This window comes from Bartonella sp. OC16QHHD (assembly GCF_042194035.1).
In the GTDB taxonomy this organism is placed as follows: domain Bacteria; phylum Pseudomonadota; class Alphaproteobacteria; order Rhizobiales; family Rhizobiaceae; genus Bartonella.
This window is the reverse complement of sequence record NZ_JBHIMJ010000007.1, coordinates 1-20916: the sequence shown is the minus strand read 5'-3', so window position 1 is coordinate 20916 and position 20916 is coordinate 1. Positions and strand designations below refer to the sequence as shown.

Annotated in this window: 17 protein-coding genes and 2 pseudogenes; 6 read left to right on the top strand and 13 right to left on the bottom strand. The window is 38.6% G+C overall.

The features are described from left to right. Window positions 1–107 precede the first annotated feature (107 nt). Window positions 108–1532 (top strand): metalloprotease TldD, encoded by a 1425-nt coding sequence (tldD, locus tag ACFIK1_RS01090; RefSeq protein WP_375661878.1) that lies wholly within the window; start codon window positions 108–110, stop codon window positions 1530–1532. 555 nt (window positions 1533–2087) lie between these two features. On the opposite strand, the gene ACFIK1_RS01085 is transcribed toward tldD, so the two are convergent. The 8 genes from ACFIK1_RS01085 to ACFIK1_RS01050 all read right to left on the bottom strand — a co-directional run bounded on the left by ACFIK1_RS01085 (window position 2088) and on the right by ACFIK1_RS01050 (window position 10716). Further along, on the bottom strand, window positions 2088–3341 hold the full coding sequence (locus ACFIK1_RS01085; RefSeq protein ID WP_375661877.1) for a class I SAM-dependent RNA methyltransferase: 1254 nt from the start codon (window positions 3339–3341) through the stop codon (window positions 2088–2090). Next, complete coding sequence (locus ACFIK1_RS01080; RefSeq protein ID WP_375661876.1) at window positions 3338–4081, bottom strand: TlyA family RNA methyltransferase; 744 nt, start codon at window positions 4079–4081, stop codon at window positions 3338–3340. The genes ACFIK1_RS01085 and ACFIK1_RS01080 overlap by 4 nt, the downstream gene beginning before the upstream one ends. A gap of 16 nt (window positions 4082–4097) precedes the next feature. Further along, window positions 4098–6005 (bottom strand): 1-deoxy-D-xylulose-5-phosphate synthase, encoded by a 1908-nt coding sequence (gene dxs, locus ACFIK1_RS01075; RefSeq protein WP_375661875.1) that lies wholly within the window; start codon window positions 6003–6005, stop codon window positions 4098–4100. A gap of 241 nt (window positions 6006–6246) precedes the next feature. Next, window positions 6247–6501, bottom strand: a complete 255-nt coding sequence (locus ACFIK1_RS01070) for an exodeoxyribonuclease VII small subunit (RefSeq protein ID WP_375618413.1) — start codon at window positions 6499–6501, stop codon at window positions 6247–6249. Window positions 6502–6508: 7 nt separating this feature from the next. Further along, a complete protein-coding gene (ribB, locus tag ACFIK1_RS01065; protein ID WP_375634292.1) occupies window positions 6509–7612 on the bottom strand; it encodes a 3,4-dihydroxy-2-butanone-4-phosphate synthase in 1104 nt (367 codons plus the stop codon). Between the two features lie 15 nt (window positions 7613–7627). After that, on the bottom strand, window positions 7628–8716 hold the full coding sequence (gene aroC, locus ACFIK1_RS01060) for a chorismate synthase (protein WP_375634294.1): 1089 nt from the start codon (window positions 8714–8716) through the stop codon (window positions 7628–7630). Window positions 8717–8864: 148 nt separating this feature from the next. Beyond that, window positions 8865–9683 carry an enoyl-ACP reductase FabI gene (fabI, locus tag ACFIK1_RS01055; RefSeq protein WP_273787904.1) on the bottom strand — a complete coding sequence of 273 codons (819 nt, stop codon included), beginning with the start codon at window positions 9681–9683 and terminating at the stop codon, window positions 8865–8867. Window positions 9684–9810: 127 nt separating this feature from the next. Continuing rightward, a complete protein-coding gene (locus tag ACFIK1_RS01050; RefSeq protein ID WP_375661874.1) occupies window positions 9811–10716 on the bottom strand; it encodes a DnaJ C-terminal domain-containing protein in 906 nt (301 codons plus the stop codon). A 324-nt stretch (window positions 10717–11040) separates the two neighbouring features. Between ACFIK1_RS01050 and pdxH the strand changes: the two genes are divergently transcribed. After that, window positions 11041–11664, top strand: a complete 624-nt coding sequence (gene pdxH, locus ACFIK1_RS01045; protein WP_375611119.1) for a pyridoxamine 5'-phosphate oxidase — start codon at window positions 11041–11043, stop codon at window positions 11662–11664. Between the two features lie 237 nt (window positions 11665–11901). On the opposite strand, the gene ubiA is transcribed toward pdxH, so the two are convergent. Beyond that, on the bottom strand, window positions 11902–12906 hold the full coding sequence (gene ubiA, locus ACFIK1_RS01040; protein WP_375634211.1) for a 4-hydroxybenzoate octaprenyltransferase: 1005 nt from the start codon (window positions 12904–12906) through the stop codon (window positions 11902–11904). A 90-nt stretch (window positions 12907–12996) separates the two neighbouring features. Between ubiA and purD the strand changes: the two genes are divergently transcribed. Next, a complete protein-coding gene (purD, locus tag ACFIK1_RS01035) occupies window positions 12997–14271 on the top strand; it encodes a phosphoribosylamine--glycine ligase (protein WP_375661873.1) in 1275 nt (424 codons plus the stop codon). A gap of 1156 nt (window positions 14272–15427) precedes the next feature. Here purD and ACFIK1_RS01030 read toward each other — a convergent pair. From ACFIK1_RS01030 to ACFIK1_RS01020, 3 genes are all read right to left on the bottom strand, one after another. Next, a complete protein-coding gene (locus tag ACFIK1_RS01030; protein ID WP_273787899.1) occupies window positions 15428–15955 on the bottom strand; it encodes a DUF6101 family protein in 528 nt (175 codons plus the stop codon). A 144-nt stretch (window positions 15956–16099) separates the two neighbouring features. Continuing rightward, window positions 16100–17509, bottom strand: coding sequence for an FAD-binding oxidoreductase (locus ACFIK1_RS01025; RefSeq protein ID WP_375661872.1), 1410 nt, complete (start codon window positions 17507–17509; stop codon window positions 16100–16102). A 2-nt stretch (window positions 17510–17511) separates the two neighbouring features. Next, window positions 17512–18474 carry an L-threonylcarbamoyladenylate synthase gene (locus tag ACFIK1_RS01020; protein ID WP_375620641.1) on the bottom strand — a complete coding sequence of 321 codons (963 nt, stop codon included), beginning with the start codon at window positions 18472–18474 and terminating at the stop codon, window positions 17512–17514. Between the two features lie 276 nt (window positions 18475–18750). Between ACFIK1_RS01020 and ACFIK1_RS01015 the strand changes: the two are divergent. Then, window positions 18751–19031 (top strand): annotated as a pseudogene (locus ACFIK1_RS01015) (type II toxin-antitoxin system RelB/DinJ family antitoxin). Window positions 19032–19040: 9 nt separating this feature from the next. Beyond that, window positions 19041–19313: a type II toxin-antitoxin system YafQ family toxin gene (locus ACFIK1_RS01010; protein ID WP_375661897.1), complete on the top strand. Its 273-nt coding sequence runs from the start codon at window positions 19041–19043 to the stop codon at window positions 19311–19313. Window positions 19314–19374: 61 nt separating this feature from the next. Here ACFIK1_RS01010 and ACFIK1_RS01005 read toward each other — a convergent pair whose 3' ends face one another. Next, complete coding sequence (locus tag ACFIK1_RS01005; protein WP_273787999.1) at window positions 19375–19593, bottom strand: hypothetical protein; 219 nt, start codon at window positions 19591–19593, stop codon at window positions 19375–19377. Between the two features lie 329 nt (window positions 19594–19922). Here ACFIK1_RS01005 and ACFIK1_RS01000 point away from each other — a divergent pair. Then, window positions 19923–20916, top strand: a pseudogene (locus ACFIK1_RS01000) (tyrosine-type recombinase/integrase); the annotation flags it as partial.

The window sequence follows — 20916 nt, the reverse complement described above, 5'->3', positions numbered from 1 at the left end:
AAATCAATACATTTTAAACAATCAAAATCTCATCGTATATTTTGAAAGATTCTTAAAATTAGATTGATAAAAATCTTCTAAGCCCCCATAAAAATAGGATAATTCTTATGAAATCGCTGATTGATCATTTTGATATTGCTTCCTCTAAAGTGCAATCACTTATACAGGAAACACTTCATCATGCTGATGATGGTGAGCTTTACCTTGAGTATACAGAAAGCGAAGCTCTTTTATTTGATAATGGACAGCTTAAAAACGGCTCATTTCATCAAGATATGGGATTTGGACTACGCGTTGTTGCTGGAGAGGCTACTGGATATGCTCACTCTAGTGAGTTATCAGCTGCTGCACTCAAACGTGCCAGTGAAGCTGCTAAAGCTGTTACCTATAATAATCATGCAGGGACTTATAGCATAGCACCTCAACAAACAAACAAAAGACTTTATCAACCGCATAATCCCCTTGATTCTCCATCATTTGAAGAAAAAAGTGCTCTTTTGCAAAAAATTGATGCCTATTTACGTGCTAAAAATGATAAATTGCATCAGGTGACTGTTTCTCTTTCCGGCTCGCTACAACATGTTGAAATTTTACGTGCAGATGGTTATTTGGTTCGTGATATTCGTCCCCTTGTGCGACTTTCTATATCTGTGGTCGCAGCTGAAGGCAATCGACGTGAAAATGGTTTTTATGGATGTGGAGGGAGACAAGCATTTAACCAATTTATTCATGAAGACAATTGGAAAAAAGCTGCAGATGAAGCCTTACGTATGGCTTTAACAAATTTAGAAGCAGAAGCAGCGCCAGCAGGAACATTTGATGTTGTTTTAGCCAATGGATGGCCCGGTGTTATGCTTCATGAAGCCGTAGGTCATGGATTGGAAGGTGACTTTAACCGCAAAAAAACTTCTGCTTTTGCTGGACTTCTTGGCCAACAAGTTGCCGCAAAAGGTGTTACAGTTGTTGATGATGGTACAATTCCCGAATGCCGTGGTTCACTTACTGTTGATGATGAAGGAACCCCATCAGGATATAATGTTCTTATTGAAGATGGAAAACTCGTTGGCTTTATGCAAGACAGACTAAATGCTCGACTTATGGGGGTTAATCCAACTGGAAATGGACGGCGTGAATCCTATGCACATGCACCAATGCCGCGGATGACTAATACGATCATGCTAGGAGGCGATAAAACACCTGAAGAAATTCTATCATCATTCAAAAACGGTATCTACGCTGTTTCATTTGGCGGAGGACAAGTTGATATCACTTCTGGAAAGTTCGTCTTTGAATGTACTGAAGCTTACAGAGTAGAAAATGGTAAAATTTTAGCGCCTATTAAAGGTGCAACCCTTATCGGTAATGGACCAGATGCCATGAAACGTATTACAATGATTGGCAATGATAGCAAACTTGATAATGGTATTGGCATGTGCGGAAAAGCAGGGCAAAATGTCCCTGTTGGTGTTGGTCAACCTCATCTTCGAATCAATAATATGACAATCGGTGGAACTGCGCTTATAGAGGAATAAGCTTGCTCATTCCTTCCCAGTATTGCCTCCTTCTCGTCTATTACGACCATTTTGTGAGGGGGATGTTACAATGAATTGATTTATAAAGATAATCTAGCGTTATTCATATTTTATTAGAACCTTGAATACCGTAAGATTCTCTCATTTTAAATCTGTGTCTGTTGGATCAATCAAAATCATTCGTTTATACGTTACAGGCGGGGAGAGTTATATGGATAAAAACTGTACAAGAAAGAACTAAAGATTCCTCTTATGGGCCGTCTCAAGTACCAAGAGTTTTAAGAAACATTAGGGGATGGCAAATATAACGATGGCACAGGCTTATTCAGACACATCTTCTTCGTAATACATTAGTCTTTTGTGGTTTTTTTGTGTGGGGTAACTTGTCTTTTATATTTCATAATAAAAAAGCTTAAAAGAAAAAAACACTTTCTACATTCAGTGCTCTTAACTCAACGAGAAAAAGATTATTATTATAGATAAATTTTGGAGAGATTTTATAATAATACACAGGTCAACTTTTAAAAAATCTTCATAGCATTAAAAAAAATTAGGCTAAAGTTTCCAACCTTTCTTTTTTTTCTTTTTGCTCAAAACAGCAACAATTTCGACATGTGGTGACCATAAAAATTGATCAATCGGTATGATTTTTTCTACTGTATACCCCCCTGCAACAAGAAGAGATAAATCACGAGCAAATGTAGTAGGATTACAAGAAATTGCCACAACACGTGATACTGTTGTCTTCGCTAATTCACGTACTTGTTGCTCTGCACCAGCACGGGGAGGATCAAAAACAACACTCTCAAAACATTCAAGTTCCTTTACAGAAAGGGGATGTCGGAAAAGATCACGTTTTTCACAAGTGAACGTTTTTAAACCAGTCGCGAAACGTGCTGCTGTATTTAGATTTCTTAATGCATCTTCATTATTTTCTACTGCATGAACATTCATCTTTTTTGCCATACGCAAGGTAAATGTTCCTACCCCTGAAAACAAATCAACAGCATTCTTTACTTTTTTAAAATGAGTCAAAATAATATTGCCCATTATATTTTCAGCTTCACAAGTTGCTTGCAGAAAACCACCAAAAGGAAATTCAACACGGACATCTCCAAAGTAAATCTCTGGTTTTTCTCGTTCAACCAAAACTTCACCGTCAACAGATAAACGTATAATCCCATATGAAAGAGCAGCACTGATCATTTTCTGACGAAGTGATTCATGGTGTATAATGCAACCGCTTAAAGCAACATCTAAACCATTTTCAACACATGTTATCGTAACATGAAACCGTTTGGCAGAGCTGCTTAGAAAAGCACAGAGCTCTCTAATATTATGCAACTGAGAAATAAGCTCTGGACGGCTTACTGGACATTCCTCAAGAGCTACAATCTCATGAGAGAGATAACGGTTAAAACCAACTTTTTGCCCCTGTGGGGTCATAGATGCTGTTAGAGTAATCCGCCGTCGGCTATAAGGTTTACATTCTATTAAAGGCGCAACAACATTATTAAGTCCATACTTTTTAAGCGCATCAACAACCAATTGTTGTTTCCATACGCGATAAGCATCCATATGCCAATGCTGAAGAGTACACCCTCCACATTCTCCAAAATGCTGACAAAGAGTATCAATGCGTTCTAATGATTTTTCTTTTAATGCTATATATGTTGCATATTTTCCATGAACAGTAATTTCAGCACACTCTCCTGGTAAAGTAAAAGGAACAGAAACGAAGCCGTGAGACGTCTTAGCAGTACCATAACCATTTGCTCCGATATGATCGATTATGACATTGTCATTCACTCTTGTTTTTCTCCGAATAGTAAATATTCCACGTTGCCATCACCACCTGTAATAGGGGAAGAAATTAAACTTTTTGCACTCCACCCTGTTTGTGTATTTAACCAAACAAAAAGCGCCTCAGCAGTTTTTTTAGCACTTGATGGACTTAATATTCCTCCCTTACTAAAGTGTTTACGACCAACCTCAAACTGAGGCTTTACCAGTAAAACAGCTTGGGCTCCCTTCTTGGCTAAAGACAACACGGGAGGCAATGCAAGTTTGAGCGAAATAAAGCTAACATCTGAAACGATAAGATCAATTTCTCGCCCACCTAAATGTTCCTGTTTAAAATCTCTGACATTCAAGCCTTCTAATAACGTTATAGCACTGTTGCCCAATAAACGTTTATCAAATTGATGATGCCCAACATCAACGGCAATGACATGATCTGCTCCACGCTCTAAGAGAACTTGCGTAAAACCACCTGTTGATGCACCAACATCAATGGCTGTCACTTTATCTGTTATAATTGGAAATGCATCAAGTGCAGCAATCAATTTTAACGCTGCCCGAGAAACATAATTCTGTGCTGGATCACAAACGGCAATCTCTGCATCATCAAAAACGATTTGCCCAGCTTTAAAAACGATTTCTCCGTTAACTTTAACAGTTTGGCGCATAATTGCATCACGTGCGCGTGAACGTGTCGTAAAAAAGTTTTTTTCAACTAAAAAAATATCGAGTCTTTTTCTGGAAGCCATCTCATACTCGAATTTTCTATTCTGTTCGAATCTCGCGTCCCAAAACAGCAAAAACCGTGCTTAAAATACCCATAGCGTCAAGTCCGACACGTGAAAGAACTTTTTCTGGTGAACCATGATTCAAATATTCATCAGGAAATTTTAGTGTACGAACTTTCAAACCATGCTCTAAGAGCCCTTCTTGCGCTAAAAATTGTAATATGTGCGCTCCAAATCCACCGATTGCCCCTTCTTCAATTGTCACCAATACCTCATGCTCACGTGCCAAACGACGCATCAAATCCTTATCTAAAGGTTTTGCAAACCGTGCATCTGCAACCGTTGTAGACAATCCTTCAGCCTCCAACGCATCAGCAGCTTGCAACACTTCTGACATCCGCGTTCCAAAACAAACCAAAGCGATTCTATTTCCTTCACGCAGAACGCGCCCTTTTCCAATTTCTAATAACTCACCACGTTGCGGTAAATCTATACCAATCCCCTCACCACGCGGATAACGAAAAGAAATTGGTCCCTGATCATAAGCTGCAGCTGTACGCACCATATGCATCAGTTCAAGCTCATCAGAAGGTGCCATAACAACAAAGTCAGGAAGAGTGGCCAAAAAAACAATATCAAAACTTCCAGCATGTGTTGCACCATCTGCCCCCACAAAACCTGCTCGGTCAATAGCAAAACGTACCGGTAATTTTTGAATTGATACATCATGAACAATTTGATCATAAGCACGCTGTAAAAAAGTAGAATAAATTGCAACAAAAGGCTTATACCCTTCACAAGCAAGTCCTGCCGCAAAAGTTACGGCATGTTGCTCAGCGATACCAACATCAAACATTTTTTCAGGAAATTTTTTCGCAAAAGAATCAAGACCTGTCCCTGTTGGCATCGCTGCTGTTATGCCAACAATCTTATCATCATGGCGAGCTTCTTCTATTAAAGCTTTAGAAAATACCTTGGTATAGGGTAGAATATTACTTGATGCTTTTACCTGTTTTCCTGTCGTGACATCAAAACGATTAACACCATGATATTTATCAGACGAGGCCTCTGCAGGTGGATATCCCTTTCCCTTATGGGTTACAACATGCACCAAAACAGGACCATTAGGATATTCACGAACATTTTTAAAAACAGGCAATAAATGCCCCAAATTGTGCCCATCTATGGGGCCAACATAATAAAAGCCAAGCTCATCAAATAAAGTTCCCCCAACCAAAAGTCCACGCGCAAATTCCTCTGAACGACGGGCTTTATCCAAAAAAAACTTTGGCAATTTTTCGCTCAACATCTTTACGCGTTCACGCAAATGACGATAAGAAGGACGAGACACTAATCGTGCAAGATGTGCACTCATAGCACCTGTAGGTGGTGCTATAGACATATCGTTATCATTAAGAACAACAATCAAGCGTGCATTCAAAGCACCAGCGTTGTTCATTGCTTCATAAGCCATGCCCGCTGACATTGCACCATCACCAATGACAGTTATGATATTGCGTCTTGTCTCTGCTTTCAAAGCACTTGCCACCGCCATACCAAGCCCCGCTGAAATAGAAGTAGACGAATGCCCCGCTCCAAATGGATCATACACACTTTCTGAACGTTTTGTAAAACCAGATAATCCGCCCTCTTGACGTAATGTGCAAATTTTTTCTCTACGCCCCGTTAAAATCTTGTGTGGATAGGTTTGATGACCAACATCCCAAATAATCCTATCCTCTGGTGTATTAAAAATATAATGTAATGCAACAGTGAGCTCAACAACACCAAGTCCCGCCCCAAGATGACCACCTGTTACAGAAACCGCATCAATTGTTGCGGTCCGCAACTCATCAGCCAACTGTACCAAATCAGACTCAGGCAATGCCCGCAAATCTTGCGGAAAACAAACACGGTCAAGCAATGGTGTTAAGACCTGAGACAAAAAAAATCCTTTCTATTATCTTAACTCAAGAAAACACAATGATAAAAATATATCTTCTCTACTCTTTTATTTACAGTTTTGCATCTTTTTTACTGAAAAATGCTCTTTTCTATTTGAGATGAGCTATAATTTCCTCATTTTTAACTTATTTTATAAAAAAGAAATCAATAAAACTTTCTATTTATAAACTAAGGTTATTGCTTCTCTTAAGTCCCACAATAAATATCCAAAAAGATTTAAATTATTTAGCATCAAGTGGTTCCACTCCTTCTGGAGAACCTTCTTCTGAAAGCTGGATTTTTTCAACTTTAGCTTCAGCAACTCTTAAGAGTTTTTCACAATGCTTTTTAAGCGCTTCACCGCGTTCATAAATATCAATGGATTGTTCCAAAGGCACATCGCCACGTTCCAAATTTTCGACAATAACTTCAAGTTGCTTAAGCGCTTGCTCAAAGCTTAAGGTCGTAATATCCCCCTCTTGTATCTCTTTTTTCATATGAACCTCAAAAAATATCTGTTCTGGATATACGAACTCCAAAACCTTCCAAACCTACATAATGATGCTCTTTAGAAGCATAAACAATAACAGAGCCTATTCCTAAATATTTTAAAATTTGTGATCCTAAACCAATTTTGCGCCATTCTTCTTCGCGTTCAATCGCCTGCACATGGTTTTCTGAACTGTTTCTTGTCATGTTTTGAATACCAACAGTTGATTGTATAACAGATCCTTCACGCAAATAAATAAATACGCCACGTTTTTCTTTTTCCATCATACGCCGCATCATCACCATAATATCTGAAGTTTGACAAAAAACGTCACTTATAATGTTTTCATGATGTAAATGCACAGGAATATTCTCACCCTCACGGACATCACCAAAAACAATTGCAATATGCTGAACGACTTCCCAAGGGAGTTGATAACTTTGAACAATAGCGGGACCTACAGATGTTTCAATAAGCATTTCTCCAACATGCTTGATCAATATTTCCTTACGTTGGCGGTAAGAAATTAAATCTGCAACCGTTATAATATGCAACCGATGTTCTTGCGCAAATTTCATAATCTGATCGCCATGTTTAACGCTTCCATCATCATTGACTAATTCACCGATAACACCAACCGGCGGCAAATTAGATAATTTACATAAATCAACAGCGGCCTCCGTGTGACCTGAACGCATGAGCACCCCCCCTTCATGCGCAATTAAAGGAAAAACATGCCCTGGACGAACAAAATCATCCGCACTTGCATTTGAATTCGCAAGATTACGTACAGCTAATGTACGGTCATGCGCTGAAATTCCTGTTGTTATGCCGTGTTTAAAATCAACAGTAACCGTAAATTGCGTCCCATGTGCAGAGTTATTATCTGGTACCATAGGAGAAAGATTAAACCGTTTTGCTTCTTTTTTTGGCATAGGTGTGCACACAATACCTGTTGTGTGACGAAGAATAAACGCCATCTTTTCTTCTGTACAATGCGCTGCAGCAACAGTTAAATCACCCTCATTTTCACGGTCATCATCATCTGTCACCACAACAATTTCACCGCGTTCAAAAGCTTTAAGTGCAGAAACAATTTTTTTTTCATCATACGCCATTGTTCACCTTTTCAATCACCCAACTTGACCGCGATGTCTTAGATAATGGTCAGCAATAGCACAAGCAACCATCGCCTCACCAACAGGAACGGCACGAATCCCAACACATGGATCATGACGTCCCTTTGTTATAACGTCTATATCATGACCATCAACATCAATGGAACGACGAGGTGTTAAAATTGATGAAGTAGGCTTTACAGCAAAACGTGCAACAATTGGCTGTCCACTCGATATTCCCCCTAAAATACCACCAGCATGATTGGATAAAAAAAGCGGTTTTCCATCATTTCCCATTCGCATTTCATCGGCATTTTCTTCTCCCCTCAAGCGGGCTGCCGCAAAACCATCACCAATTTCCACACCTTTTACCGCATTAATCGACATAAGTAACGAGGCAATATCTTGATCAAGCTTTGCGTAAATAGGGGCTCCTAAACCTGCCGGAACATTTTCTGCAACGATCTCAACAACCGCACCAACAGATGTCCCCTCTTTACGGAGTTTACTGATATAGTCACTAAAAATGTGAACCATCTCTGCATCAGCTGTAAAAAAAGGATTATTATCAACCTCTGACCAATCCCAACGATCACGATTAATATTATGAGGACCAATTGCTATCACTGCTCCTCGTACAATCAAACCAGGAACGATTTTACGAGCAAATGCACCTGCTGCAACACGTGCTGCCGTCTCCCGTGCCGAAGCACGTCCCCCGCCTCGAAAATCACGAATGCCATATTTAATATCATAAGTATAATCCGCATGTCCTGGACGATACTGATGAGCAATTGCTCCATAATCTTGAGAGCGTTGATCTGTGTTTCGAATCAACAGAGAAATTGGTGTACCTGTTGTCACCAATGTCGTTCCATCGTCTTGAACAACAACTCCTGAAAGGACCTCTACTTCATCTGGTTCTCGGCGCTGCGTTGTATATTTTGATTGTCCTGGCTTGCGTTTATCAAGATAAGCTTGAACTTCTGCAAGAGTAAAAATAATTCCAGGTGGACAACCATCAATGACACAACCAAGAGCAGCACCATGACTTTCACCCCATGTTGTTACACGAAACAAATGACCAAATGTATTATGCGACATGAAAAAAGATCCATTTCTCTGTCAAATATATACAACGATAACGTATGTTGTGTGCTATACACAAGACAACTCTTTTCTCCCAAATACTCTTGGACACCTTAAATTTGGTCAAATTACTGCTGTCTAATAAAATCTTATAAACCAAACTTTATTCTTTAACGACAGAAATGTCTGGGGCATCAACTGCTTTCATACCTATGATATTATAACCCGAATCGACATGATGGACTTCACCGGTAACAGAACGAGACAAATCTGAAAGAAAATAAAGCGCAGAATCACCAACCTCTTCAATTGTTACCGTACGACGTAATGGAGCATTATATTCATTCCATTTTAAAATATAACGAAAATCACCAATACCAGAAGCCGCTAACGTTTTAATTGGTCCAGCAGATATAGCATTAACACGAATATTTTGGGGACCTAAATCTACCGCTAAATATTTCACGCTCGCTTCAAGAGCGGCTTTGGCAACGCCCATTACATTATAATTGGGAACAACCTTTTCTGCACCATAATAGGTTAGTGTCAAGATTGAACCACCATCTGGCATCAATTTTTCTGCACGCTTCGTTAGAGCTGTTAGGGAATAAACGGAAATATTCATCGTCATCATAAAATTTGATTCGCTGATATCAATATAACGACCACTTAATTCATCTTTATCAGAAAAACCAATAGCATGAACTAAAAAATCAAGCTTTCCCCATTTCTTCTCTATTTCTCTAAAGACCGTATCAATAGAGACACTGTCAGAAACATCACAATGTCCACAAACAAATCCCTTTAATTCTTCAGCCAAAGGCTCGACACGCTTTTTCATTGCTTCACCCTGATAGGTAAAAGCAAGCTCTGCCCCTGCGCTACTTGCCGCTTTAGCGATTCCCCAAGCGATGGAGCGATTATTGGCCAACCCCAAAATTAAACCACGCTTACCGTACAATAAACCATTACCCTTAGCCATCAGCACTGCCCCATTGTTACTTAAAATTAGTATTATTCACCTGCCTATGACACAGGTCAACTTTTTCTTCAAGCAATTGGTTTAAAATCAAACAAAAACTACGCTTTTATATATAAAATTTTTAAAATTAATCTTGTTGCATTTGCAAAAACTGTTCTAGTGCGGCGGCATTTTCATCTCCCGGCAACATAATGCGAACATGCACATAAAGATCATCTCTTGTACCATTTTTTAAACGAAGCCCTTTCCCTTTCAACCGTAAAACGCGATCAGAACTTGACCACGCAGGAATCGTTAAAACCACACGCCCCTCCAACGTCTCAACTTCTTCTTTTGCTCCCAAAACAGCATGTTTAAGAGAAACTGGTAAATCAAGATGGAGTGCTCTTCCTTCAACCCGAAAACGAGGATGTTTTTGAATCTGAATGGTTATCAACGCATCTCCTGCTTGCCCGTGAGGTACCTCTTCTCCCTGACCTTTTAAACGAATAGTCTGTCCGTCTTCAATATAATCTGGAAGTTTAATTTTTAACTTTTTTCCATTTGGAAAAACAGCCTCCACCTTTTCTGCGCCAACCATCTGCTCTAATGTTATGGCAAGATTAGCACGAACATGAGCTCCTTGTTGGGGACGGTTATAGTGTGTGGAATTCGAAAAGCTACCACCTCCTCCAAACAGATCCCGAAAAATATCACTCGCATCAAAACTTGCACCACCTGAAGAGGAAAAATCAAATCCCTTTGCTCTTCCTGAAAAGGGATTTTGTTTATTGTTAAAATTTTCACCAGCACCATAGGCTTGATAAAGCGGTTTTCCTTCCATATCAATTTCACCGCGGTCAAATTGTGCTTTTTTATCTTTATCACCTATAATTTCATAGGCTTGATTAATTTCAGCAAATTTCTCTTTAGCCTTTGTATCATCTTTATTATGGTCTGGATGATATTTCTTCGCTAATCTTCTAAATGCCGATTTAATCTCTTGCGATTTTGCGGTACGTGCCACACCCAGAATCGTGTAGGGATCACGCATATTGCCCTCTTTTCAATTTCTTCGTTTTCAAAATATCAACTGATACGTTGTTCAATATCCCTTATAGCTTCATCAGTCTATTCTAAAGAATAATTTCTTCTTTTCTCTTTATATGTCTATCAATAAACTAAAATACCAGATAAAATGAGACATTTATTTAATATAGCTCCTTGTAGTCTATGCTAAAGTAAAAATAATTAAACTACCATAAAAATACATGATATCATTGGCTTTTTGAAAATAAGAAAAAATAGTACTGTAACTTCTTGATGATAAAGTAAATGAGAAATGCCTCACCCATGCTCACTGATATTTGGAGAAACTATGAGCACAAAAATACCAACAGATGATCATTTTATGAAAATGCAAAAACCTTTTGAACTTTTCGCAAAGTGGCTTGAAGAGGCAACGATAAGTGAAATAAATGATCCGAATGCTATGGCATTAGCAACAGTTGACGAAACAGGACTCCCTAATGTTCGTATGGTTCTCCTCAAAGACTACAGTCCCCAAGGATTCGTCTTCTATACCAATTATGAAAGCTGTAAAGGACAAGAAATTTTAAAATCAATGAAAGCATCCTTAGGTTTTCATTGGAAATCACTCCGTCGTCAAGTCAGAATTAGAGGAATCGTTGAAAAAGTAAGTCAACAGGAAGCCGATGCCTATTTCCAATCGCGACCACGTGGTAGTCGAATTGGTGCATGGGCCTCTAAACAATCTCAACCTTTAGACAATCGTTTTGTGCTCGAAAAAGCAATTGCTCAATATACTGCGCGTTATGCTCTAGGCAATATTCCACGACCACCTTATTGGTCTGGGTTTCGTGTTAAACCCCTTTCTATAGAGTTCTGGTGCGATCGCCCATTTCGTTTACATGATCGTTTGCTTTTTACACGGGATTGTGTTGAACACAGCGATTGGAAAAGACAAAAACTTTATCCCTAATCCTTCAAACTTCATCGTTATGAAGATTTTTTCTTCGCAACAATTAAACAAATATTTTTTATTCGAAAAATTCTAAAAGAAGATGATTTATTCTATTTAAATAGAAGAATTTTATTTTCACTGTAAAGGTTAATTGGTGATATTTTCTACTGTATTGCTTAAAAATAGATTAGCAACAAGCTTATTAAAAAAAACATACTGTATTCAGTAGAAACTATGATTTTAGCTAACTTATTTTTAGACCGCAGGATAAAATATCATCCATATACCCCCACATACTAAACCAGAAAAAATCACAAAACCAATAAGCGAATTAGATTTGAAAAGCCTGAGGCATTGTGAACTATCATCTATATCAATGACTTTAATTTGAATAAACATATGGATACTTGCCACAAAAATCCCCAAAAAACTAAGAACAGGGACTCCAGCTAAATAAAATGCTAGACTAACGAACATCACAAAACCACCATACAAAAATACTAAAGCACGCTTGGTTGCTTTACCAAAAAGAAGAGCCGTAGAACGGACACCAACAGTAACGTCATCTTCTTTATCTTGATGTGCGTAGATTGTGTCGTATCCTATGGTCCACAAAATTGATCCCACATAAAGCAAGATTGGTGCCCAGCTTAAACTTCCAAAGACAACAGCCCACCCCATTAATGCCCCCCAATTAAATGCAACGCCTAAAAAAAACTGCGGCCAATATGTTACGCGTTTCATAAAAGGATAAAATGCAACAGCTATCAATGACGAAATACCTAGAAAAAAACTAAATCTATTAAATTGTGATAAAACGACTAAACCAACAAAACATTGCACAAGGATAAAAACTCTCGCTTGAAACCGACTCACATGACCTGTCGGCAATGGGCGAGAACGTGTCCTTTCTACCTGAGCATCAATTTTATGGTCAATAAGATCATTCCAAGTACATCCTGCCCCTCGCATAGCAATAGATCCCAGAAAAAAAAGAAAAAGATACCAAACCCAATGAAGAAACATTGATAAAAGAGTATCGTAATGCATGTTATAAGAGAAAAAAGCCATTGTTGTTGACCAAAAACAAGGCCACATCAACAATTGCCAACCGATAGGTCGATCCCAACGCGCCAATTGCGCATAAAACCATAAAGAACGGGGAAGAAAGCTGTAGACCCATTGTTTGGAAGATGCATCCATAACCCGTCCTTGGCTATCATAGGACTGAACATGCGCGATATTTTTATTTTTTTTCATCAAATGATTTACCTTTGGTCTTGCGATAGAGACATTTCATTCTTATGAGAAGAGGATGAGATTAATCATCTTTTATGAGAGGAGCAAGCAATGAATATTCTTCTTATTGGCTCAGGTGGACGAGAACATGCTTTAGCATGGAAAATAGCAGCATCACCACTGCTAACAAAGTTATATTGTGCTCCTGGAAATCCTGCAACAACAGAATTTGGTGAAAATATTAATTTGAACATTGATGACCATCCCCTTGTTATTGATTTTTGTAAGGCACATTCTATTGATCTTGTAATTGTAGGACCAGAAGCACCCTTGGTGGCGGGTATAACAGACTCTCTTAATAGCGCTAACATCTGTGTATTTGGTCCTACTCAAAAAGCTGCTCAACTAGAAGGTTCAAAAGCCTTTACAAAAAATTTATGTCGGAAGAATAACATTCCTACAGGAAGCTACCAATGCTTTAATGATGCTTCTAAAGCTAAAGCTTACATTCATCAACAAGGTGTTCCCATTGTTATTAAAGCTGATGGCTTAGCAGCTGGCAAAGGTGTCGTGGTTGCAACAACTATGGAAGAAGCATTTAACGCAGTCGATGCCTGCTTCAAAAGTGCATTTGGAGATGCAGGAAACAAAATTGTTGTAGAATCTTTTCTTGAAGGTGAAGAAGCAAGCTTCTTCTGCCTTTGTGATGGTAAAGTTGCTCTTCCTTTTGGATCTGCCCAAGATCATAAACGTGTAGGTGATGGGGATATTGGAGCAAACACCGGTGGTATGGGTGCTTATTCACCAGCGCCCATCATGACCCAAGAAATAGTGAATCGTACCCTCAAAGAAATTGTTGAACCAGCTTTAAAAAGCATGAAAGAAATGGGCGCCCCCTTTAAAGGTATTCTCTTCGTCGGATTAATGATAACACAAAAAGGACCCGAATTAATTGAATTTAACGTACGATTCGGTGATCCTGAATGTCAAGTTTTAATGATGCGCCTCAAAGATGACATTTTGCCAATTTTTCTTGCTGCAGCTCAAGGAAAACTTGAAAATAAGCCTCTTCGATGGTCTGAAAAAACTGCTCTCACCGTTGTTATGGCTGCTAATGGTTATCCAGACTCTCCCCAAAAAGGTACTGTTATCCGTAACGTTGATAAAGTAAAAACTCTTCCCGATGTGAAAGTTTTTCAAGCTGGTACAGTATTGCGTGATGGAGAACTCATTGCAAATGGTGGACGTGTTCTCAATATAACAGCAACAGGAAAAACGATTACGCACGCACAAAAACGTGCTTATGAAGCTGTTGATTGTATTGATTGGCCAGAAGGTTTTGTTCGTCGTGATATCGGATGGAGAGCCATTGCACGAGAAAACTAAATTATTTGAATATTCTTTTTTACGATTTGATTATTTTATATAAGAGCATGATACACAAATTTTCTTACTGTTTTACGTTGACTATAATTTTGAAAAAATGAGTGTGCTTTCGTTTGAACAATCAAATATTGTAAATAGGATATCTACTCATGATAAAATAGGAAGTTTCTCTGAATATGACACTGTCATATAAACTGATCATTTTACTGTTGTATTTACTTTAAACGTATTTTCTCATCACTTTTATAAACACTTTCTTTCTTATAAAACCCTGAAGAAAAACATATATACTATCATTTCTTTTATTTATTGCGTTTTTTAATGAAATTCCGCTTTTACGAAAAATAAAATGCCAAAAAAAAGATACTGATGTTATTCACGTACAAATTCTTAAACAATACCTCTCATGCTCGTCACTCCCATTTTACGATACTACCTGCAAATAGTATAAACCCATTCTGCCATCTTTCTTGAATAAAGATAAAAACCGATACCATCATTGTATTTTCCAACTCTCAATATTACGATAACTCTTTCTATCTAAACGCTTTATCAGAGAGTGTTTACTCTTTTTTAATGATTTTTATCCACACTCTAATCCTTCTTATAACGTGCAAAAAAATGATTTTGGTTATAGGAGAGAGATGAAATAAGAATATTTTGCAATATTCAAAGCTCTCATTCAACATGGAGAAATGATTTATTAAAAAAATCAAAAACACTTCCAGCAATCTTCTGGTGTTTTAATGATGTGGCAAAAACCAAAAATTACACCGCCAAAAAAACGGTTTCTATTGTTATGAAAACCGTTTTTACCTCTCCGAGAAAAGCGTTTAACATAACCGATTCCTGCTGCAAATATATGGTGTCAAAAAATTCTCATTTACAATCATTGACTTCCTCTTTGCCTTAAAGAACCAACAGTCACACCAAATCCCATCTGGAAACATCTGGATTCTCATTGAGCAGGTTCCTCTTGGTTCCCACTCATATGCTTCACTTACACAAAGACCGACATTTAAGAATATTCGCCATGTCCTCTAAAAATACTTCATGTATGAAGTTTACATGCCTTATATTACCGCCCAAACAACGATGTTTTACGGCACAACAAGATAAATGCTTACGGTAGTACAAAAATGAATGCATATTAATATTACTGGAGTGCAACTCGATTCGCAATCACCAAACGCAAGCCTAACGGATTGCTATAACGAAGTAAGAAACGCTTTTGTTTAGAATGTGCTGTTGTACCAAAAAAACGATGTAAATCAGAACGATCTTTTACAACCAGAATGCGATTATCTTCATTGATCATAAGCATGGGGAGGCCATAAGTATCCGCCCATAATCGCCAATCCAGAAGAACATTATTCAAATCTCTGGAAACCAAAAGCGGTATACAAGCTTCCTCATCAGCATGAAGTAATTCTAATGCAACAGCTCTTTCTCCTGAACGCGTTTTTACGGTACGTGCTGCAATTCCTTGGAAATGATAAGGGGGTATTAAATGCGATAAGCTTGAAGGCATATCCGTTTTAAAAGAAACACCACGCTCATTTAACGAACAAATAACCTGATTACCCGTTTTGGATGAAAAATATGTCGTCGTTTGTGGCAAATGGCACGGATCTAACCGAAATTCAAGCACCGCTTTTGCCTGATTAAAGCATTGATTAGCCATATACATTATCCCAATTTATCTTAAATAACATACACCCTTTAGCAGCTTTTTCTCATTGGATTATTAAAAGTTTGAATAAAAAACAACTGGTTTCTTTTTTGGTTATTAAAATCTAAACAAAAATACATGATCACTATTCTTGAATTATAATACTTTTCCGGGATTCATTATCCCTAAAGGATCGAGCGTTTTTTTAATCCCTTGCATAATATCCAATGCGACAGGCGATTTAAAAGAACGAAGTTCTTCGCGCTTAAGCTGACCAATTCCATGCTCAGCAGAAAATGCACCTCTATAGTCCATTACTAAACTATGAATGCGATGATTCATTTTTGACCATAACTGCAAGAACACCGTTGTATCAGCTCCTACAGGTTGTGTAATATTATAATGTAAATTTCCATCGCCCATGTGTCCAAAACAAATCACCCGTGCTCCTGGAGAAATATCTTCAACAATAAGCGCTGCCTCAGCAATAAAATCAGGAATAGAAGCAAGTGGAACCGCAATATCATGCTTAATGGACCCTCCTGCTAACTTTTGTGCATAGGATATACTTTCACGCAACTGCCAAAAAAAATCTTGCTGTTTTAAAGATTGTGCAACAATTGCATCTTCTATCACCGCACTCTTTAAAGCTTCTTCTAAAATAATACTCAGTACTGATAACGCCTCATCATCGCCTTGCAATGATGAAATGTTCATTAATACATACCATTCATGCTCCCGCTGAAGAGGAGGCTTCTCACACATCTTATAATCTAAAGCCATTTGCAAACTGAGATTTCCCATGAGCTCAAAACCTGTCAACATCCCTCCTCCATATTCTTGAGCCAGAGATAAAAACTCTAAAGCCTTCGCCGGACTATATAATCCCACCAAAGCAACAGCTTTTCCTTTTATTTTTGGAAACATCTTCAAAACGGCTGCGGTTATAACACCCAATGTGCCTTCTGCACCAATAAAAAGATTTTTCAAATCGTAACCACTATTGTCTTTTTTAACAAAACGCAAATCATCTAAAATACGGCCATCTGGTAAAACAACTTCCAAACCAAGACAAAGATCACGCATATTGCCATAGGCTAAAACAGCTGTCCCTCCAGCATTCGACGAAAGATTTCCTCCTACTTGACAAGAACCTTCAGATGCCAAAGAAAGAGGGAAAAAACGACCTGATTCATCCACTTTTTTCTGTAAATCCTGTAAAATAACACCAGCCTCTACAACAACAAAATTTCCCTCAAGATTTATAGTTCTAATCTTATTTAATCGTTCCATGGATAAAAGAACGCTCCCTCCTCTTTCATCTGGTTGTTGTCCCCCCACAAGCCCTGTATTTCCACCCTGTGGCACAATCGGTGTGCGTGTTTTGCTCGCTAGCTGCATAATCAATGAGACCTGTGCGCAAGAAGATGGACGTAAAAGTAAAGGTGTTTTTCCATGAAAAAGCCCACGCTCTTCAAGCAAATATGGTGCAATCAACGCTTGATCTGTTATAGCATGCTTAGCACCAACAATTTCCCTAAACCCTTCAATTAATTCCTGCTCCATGTTCATTTCTCCTTTGGAGCCGCAGCCCGTATAAGACGATCATTGATAGCCTCCCCTAACCCGTATAATGGAATAGGTTCTACTGCGATACATCTCACTTTAAATGAATCTAATTCCTTCATATATTGAAATAAATGAGAGGCTGCCTCTTCTAACTTTCCATCTTCGCTAAGGTTTAAAATAGAAACGGCATTTTCAGCCCCCATAACACGCTTTGAACCAAATGCTAAAAGTGCTTCACCATTTTCCACCTTTTCTACATTCAAACGAACCGTGGCATTGGGAGCATAATGCGACTTTAACATCCCAGGAGCTTCAATCGCCGCCCTTTGATCTATCCGTTTTAAAGGCTTCCCCACAACTTCTTCAATTTCATCAGCCGCAAGCCCCCCTGGACGCAAAAGATAAATATTTTCACCACAAATTTTAATAATCGTTGATTCCAGCCCTATTTTAGCAGGTCCTCCGTCCAATATCAAAGGAACAGATTCCCCCAAAGATGCAAAAACAGCCTCAGCTGAAGTAGGGCTAAGACGCCCCGATTGATTCGCACTAGGAGCAGCAAGTGGGCGGCCAAAATGTTGTACCACTTCCGCAAAACGACTGTCTGGAAAACGAACAGCCAAGGTATTCAAACCAGAGGTTGTTAAAGGATGGATATTATGCTGTTCCTTTAAAGGCAAAACCAATGTCAAAGGACCTGGCCAAAATTCCTCCATTAATTGGCGTGAAAGAAAGTCAATTTTAACATAACGTTCCGCCATTTCGATGCCGCTGACATGCGCAATAAGAGGATTAATTTGCGGACGACCCTTTGTAGAATAAATAGAAGAAATTGCCCTCCCATTGGTTGCATCGCCCGCTAATCCATAAACAGTTTCCGTTGGTAATGCTACTAACTTCCCTTGTTCAAGAAGCGCTATTGCCTCTCTTATCGAAGCACTATCGAGTGGTAGAATCGTCATGATACATCATTTCTATAACACTCTTTTAGTGATATTATGCTCTTTTTTATTCATATATCACATTGATTTATATGTTTTTTAAGTATGGGGTTCATAAATAAAGGTTAGGGAATAGGATTTTCCAATATTCTTCTACAAAACATATCTTATTCTGCTAACTTTCTCTAATAATTTTTTGAATTTTGCTAAGTTCTCTTGTGAAAAGCTATTGTTGAAACTCTTGACATAGACTTAACGTGCAGTACATTGTGCTACAATTGAATAGGGGATTTAGCAATGGGAAAAATTCAAGCCCGCATACCTGATCAAGTTCAAGAAATTGCAAGTGCAGTTATTAAGTCTACGGGTTTAACTGTATCGGATGCAGTACGCATGTTTATGACCCGCATTGCTAGAGATCGTACATTACCGCTTGGATCTTTCAACCAAATCCGGAAACATTACGAGCTATCGAGGATGTCGAAATGGGATGCGTCGAACGTACATCATTAGACAGCTTAAGGACCATGATACGCGAAGATAGAACCGAAATGCGTAAATCTGAAAAGAAAACCTAAGCTTGCTATATTGTCTATACGCGTTCATTCCGGTCTGACCTTAAACGTGAAAGCAAAGGTAGGTATGCTAATACACTAGAGAAGGATTTGCTGCTTGTGGTCAAAGCGTTAGCGGAGAATGAACCGCTAAAAGCGCATTGGAGAGATCATGCGCTAACAGGTCAATGGCGCAATTGTCGTGACTGTCATATCAAGCCAGATTTAGTTTTGATCTATCGAAAGCCAGATGCCAAAACACTAGAGCTTTTACGACTTGGTTCCCATTCTGAACTGCGTTTATAATTGGATCTCCAATTCATAGTAATAAAGAATTTTACGAAATTTTTTCTTTTATGACAGTTGTTCAGTTCTTTGAAAACCACTGCTTTAAATGTGCAATGACATTATCTAGCGCATCCATGAGGCGTGCAAAATCAAGGATCAACAAAAAGATAAAAAACGCTATCCATTTCATAAAGCGAGACATCATTTTCACACTTTGGTAGGTAAGTATCATTTCTTGAAGCATTTCTTTTTCTGCTTCTGTAAGCTCTATATCGTCTTGTGTTTTTTTTCTAGCCATGTTTCTACCCACACAAGCGTTGACCCTGCTTGTTATGCTTTAAGATCTCTCTTACTAAGTTTGAGCTAATGGTGTTCAGATCTTGCCGGCTTAAATAAATAGGTAACCAACCAACACAAGAAGAAACATATTTATTTGTCGCGCAACCAGTGTGTAATGCATTGATTTATAATGACAATTCACTGTTTTGTATGTTGAATGAGAGTCTCGAATAACGTAAGATTCTCTCATTTAAAATCTGTTCCATGTTGTATTAATCAAAATCACTTGCTTGCACGTCACAAGCGGGGTTGATGTGTGGGTAAAAATTGTACAAGAAAGGAGTAAAAATGGTTCTTATGAATCGTCTTAATGCAAGGGCTGTAGCAACATTGGGAGCTGGTAAATATAATGATGGTGCCGGCTTGCTTCTTCACAAACGTAAAGATGGTGGTGCTCAATGGCTTTATCGTTATACCATTCATGGTCGGCGCCGCGAAATGGGCTTGGGTGCCTTGCGAGATGTTTCTTTAAAACAAGCCCGTGAATTGGCAACTAGGTGGCGGGCTGTTTTACGTGAGGGGCGTGACCCTATTAAAGAACGCAACAAACAAAAGCGTGAGGCAATGCGCAATCTCCATTATTTAAAAGATATTGCTCTAGATGCTTTTGAAAGCCGTAAAGCTGAATTAAAAAATGATGGTGAGTCTTGTAATTGGTTTTTACATTTACGCCTCCATATTCTCCCTAAATTAGGCTGTCTGCCCGTTTCAGAGATTACGCAAACAGAGATACGCGATACCCTTGCCCCTATTTGGCATACAAAAGCTGGAACTGCTCGAACAGCACTAATGCGTCTTAATCTTTGTCTCAAACATGCGGCTGCATTAGGTGTAGATGTTGATTTACAAGCTGTAGAAAAAGCAAAAGCTCTCTTAGGAAAACAACGCCATAAGGTCACTAATAGACCAGCCATGGATTGGAGAGAGGTTCCGGCTTTTTATAAAACACTCTGTGAAGCATCAACCATAACACAACTGGCTTTGCGTTTGCTTATTCTGACAGGTGTTCGTACCAATCCTTTACGTCATATTCATAAAGATCAAATTGATNTTTCGCGTGCCTTTATCAACTGAAGCATTAGACATTTTAAAACAAGCACGATTGCTTTCTCGTAATGATTTCTTTTTTTCTGCTAAAGGTCGCGGTCCCCTCGCTGAGAAGTGTATGGCTCAATATATGAGAGACAATAAACTTGAAGCCTGCCCGCATGGTTTTCGCTCTAGTTTACGCGATTGGCTAGCAGAAACAACCGATGCCCCCTATGAGGTCGCTGAAACTATT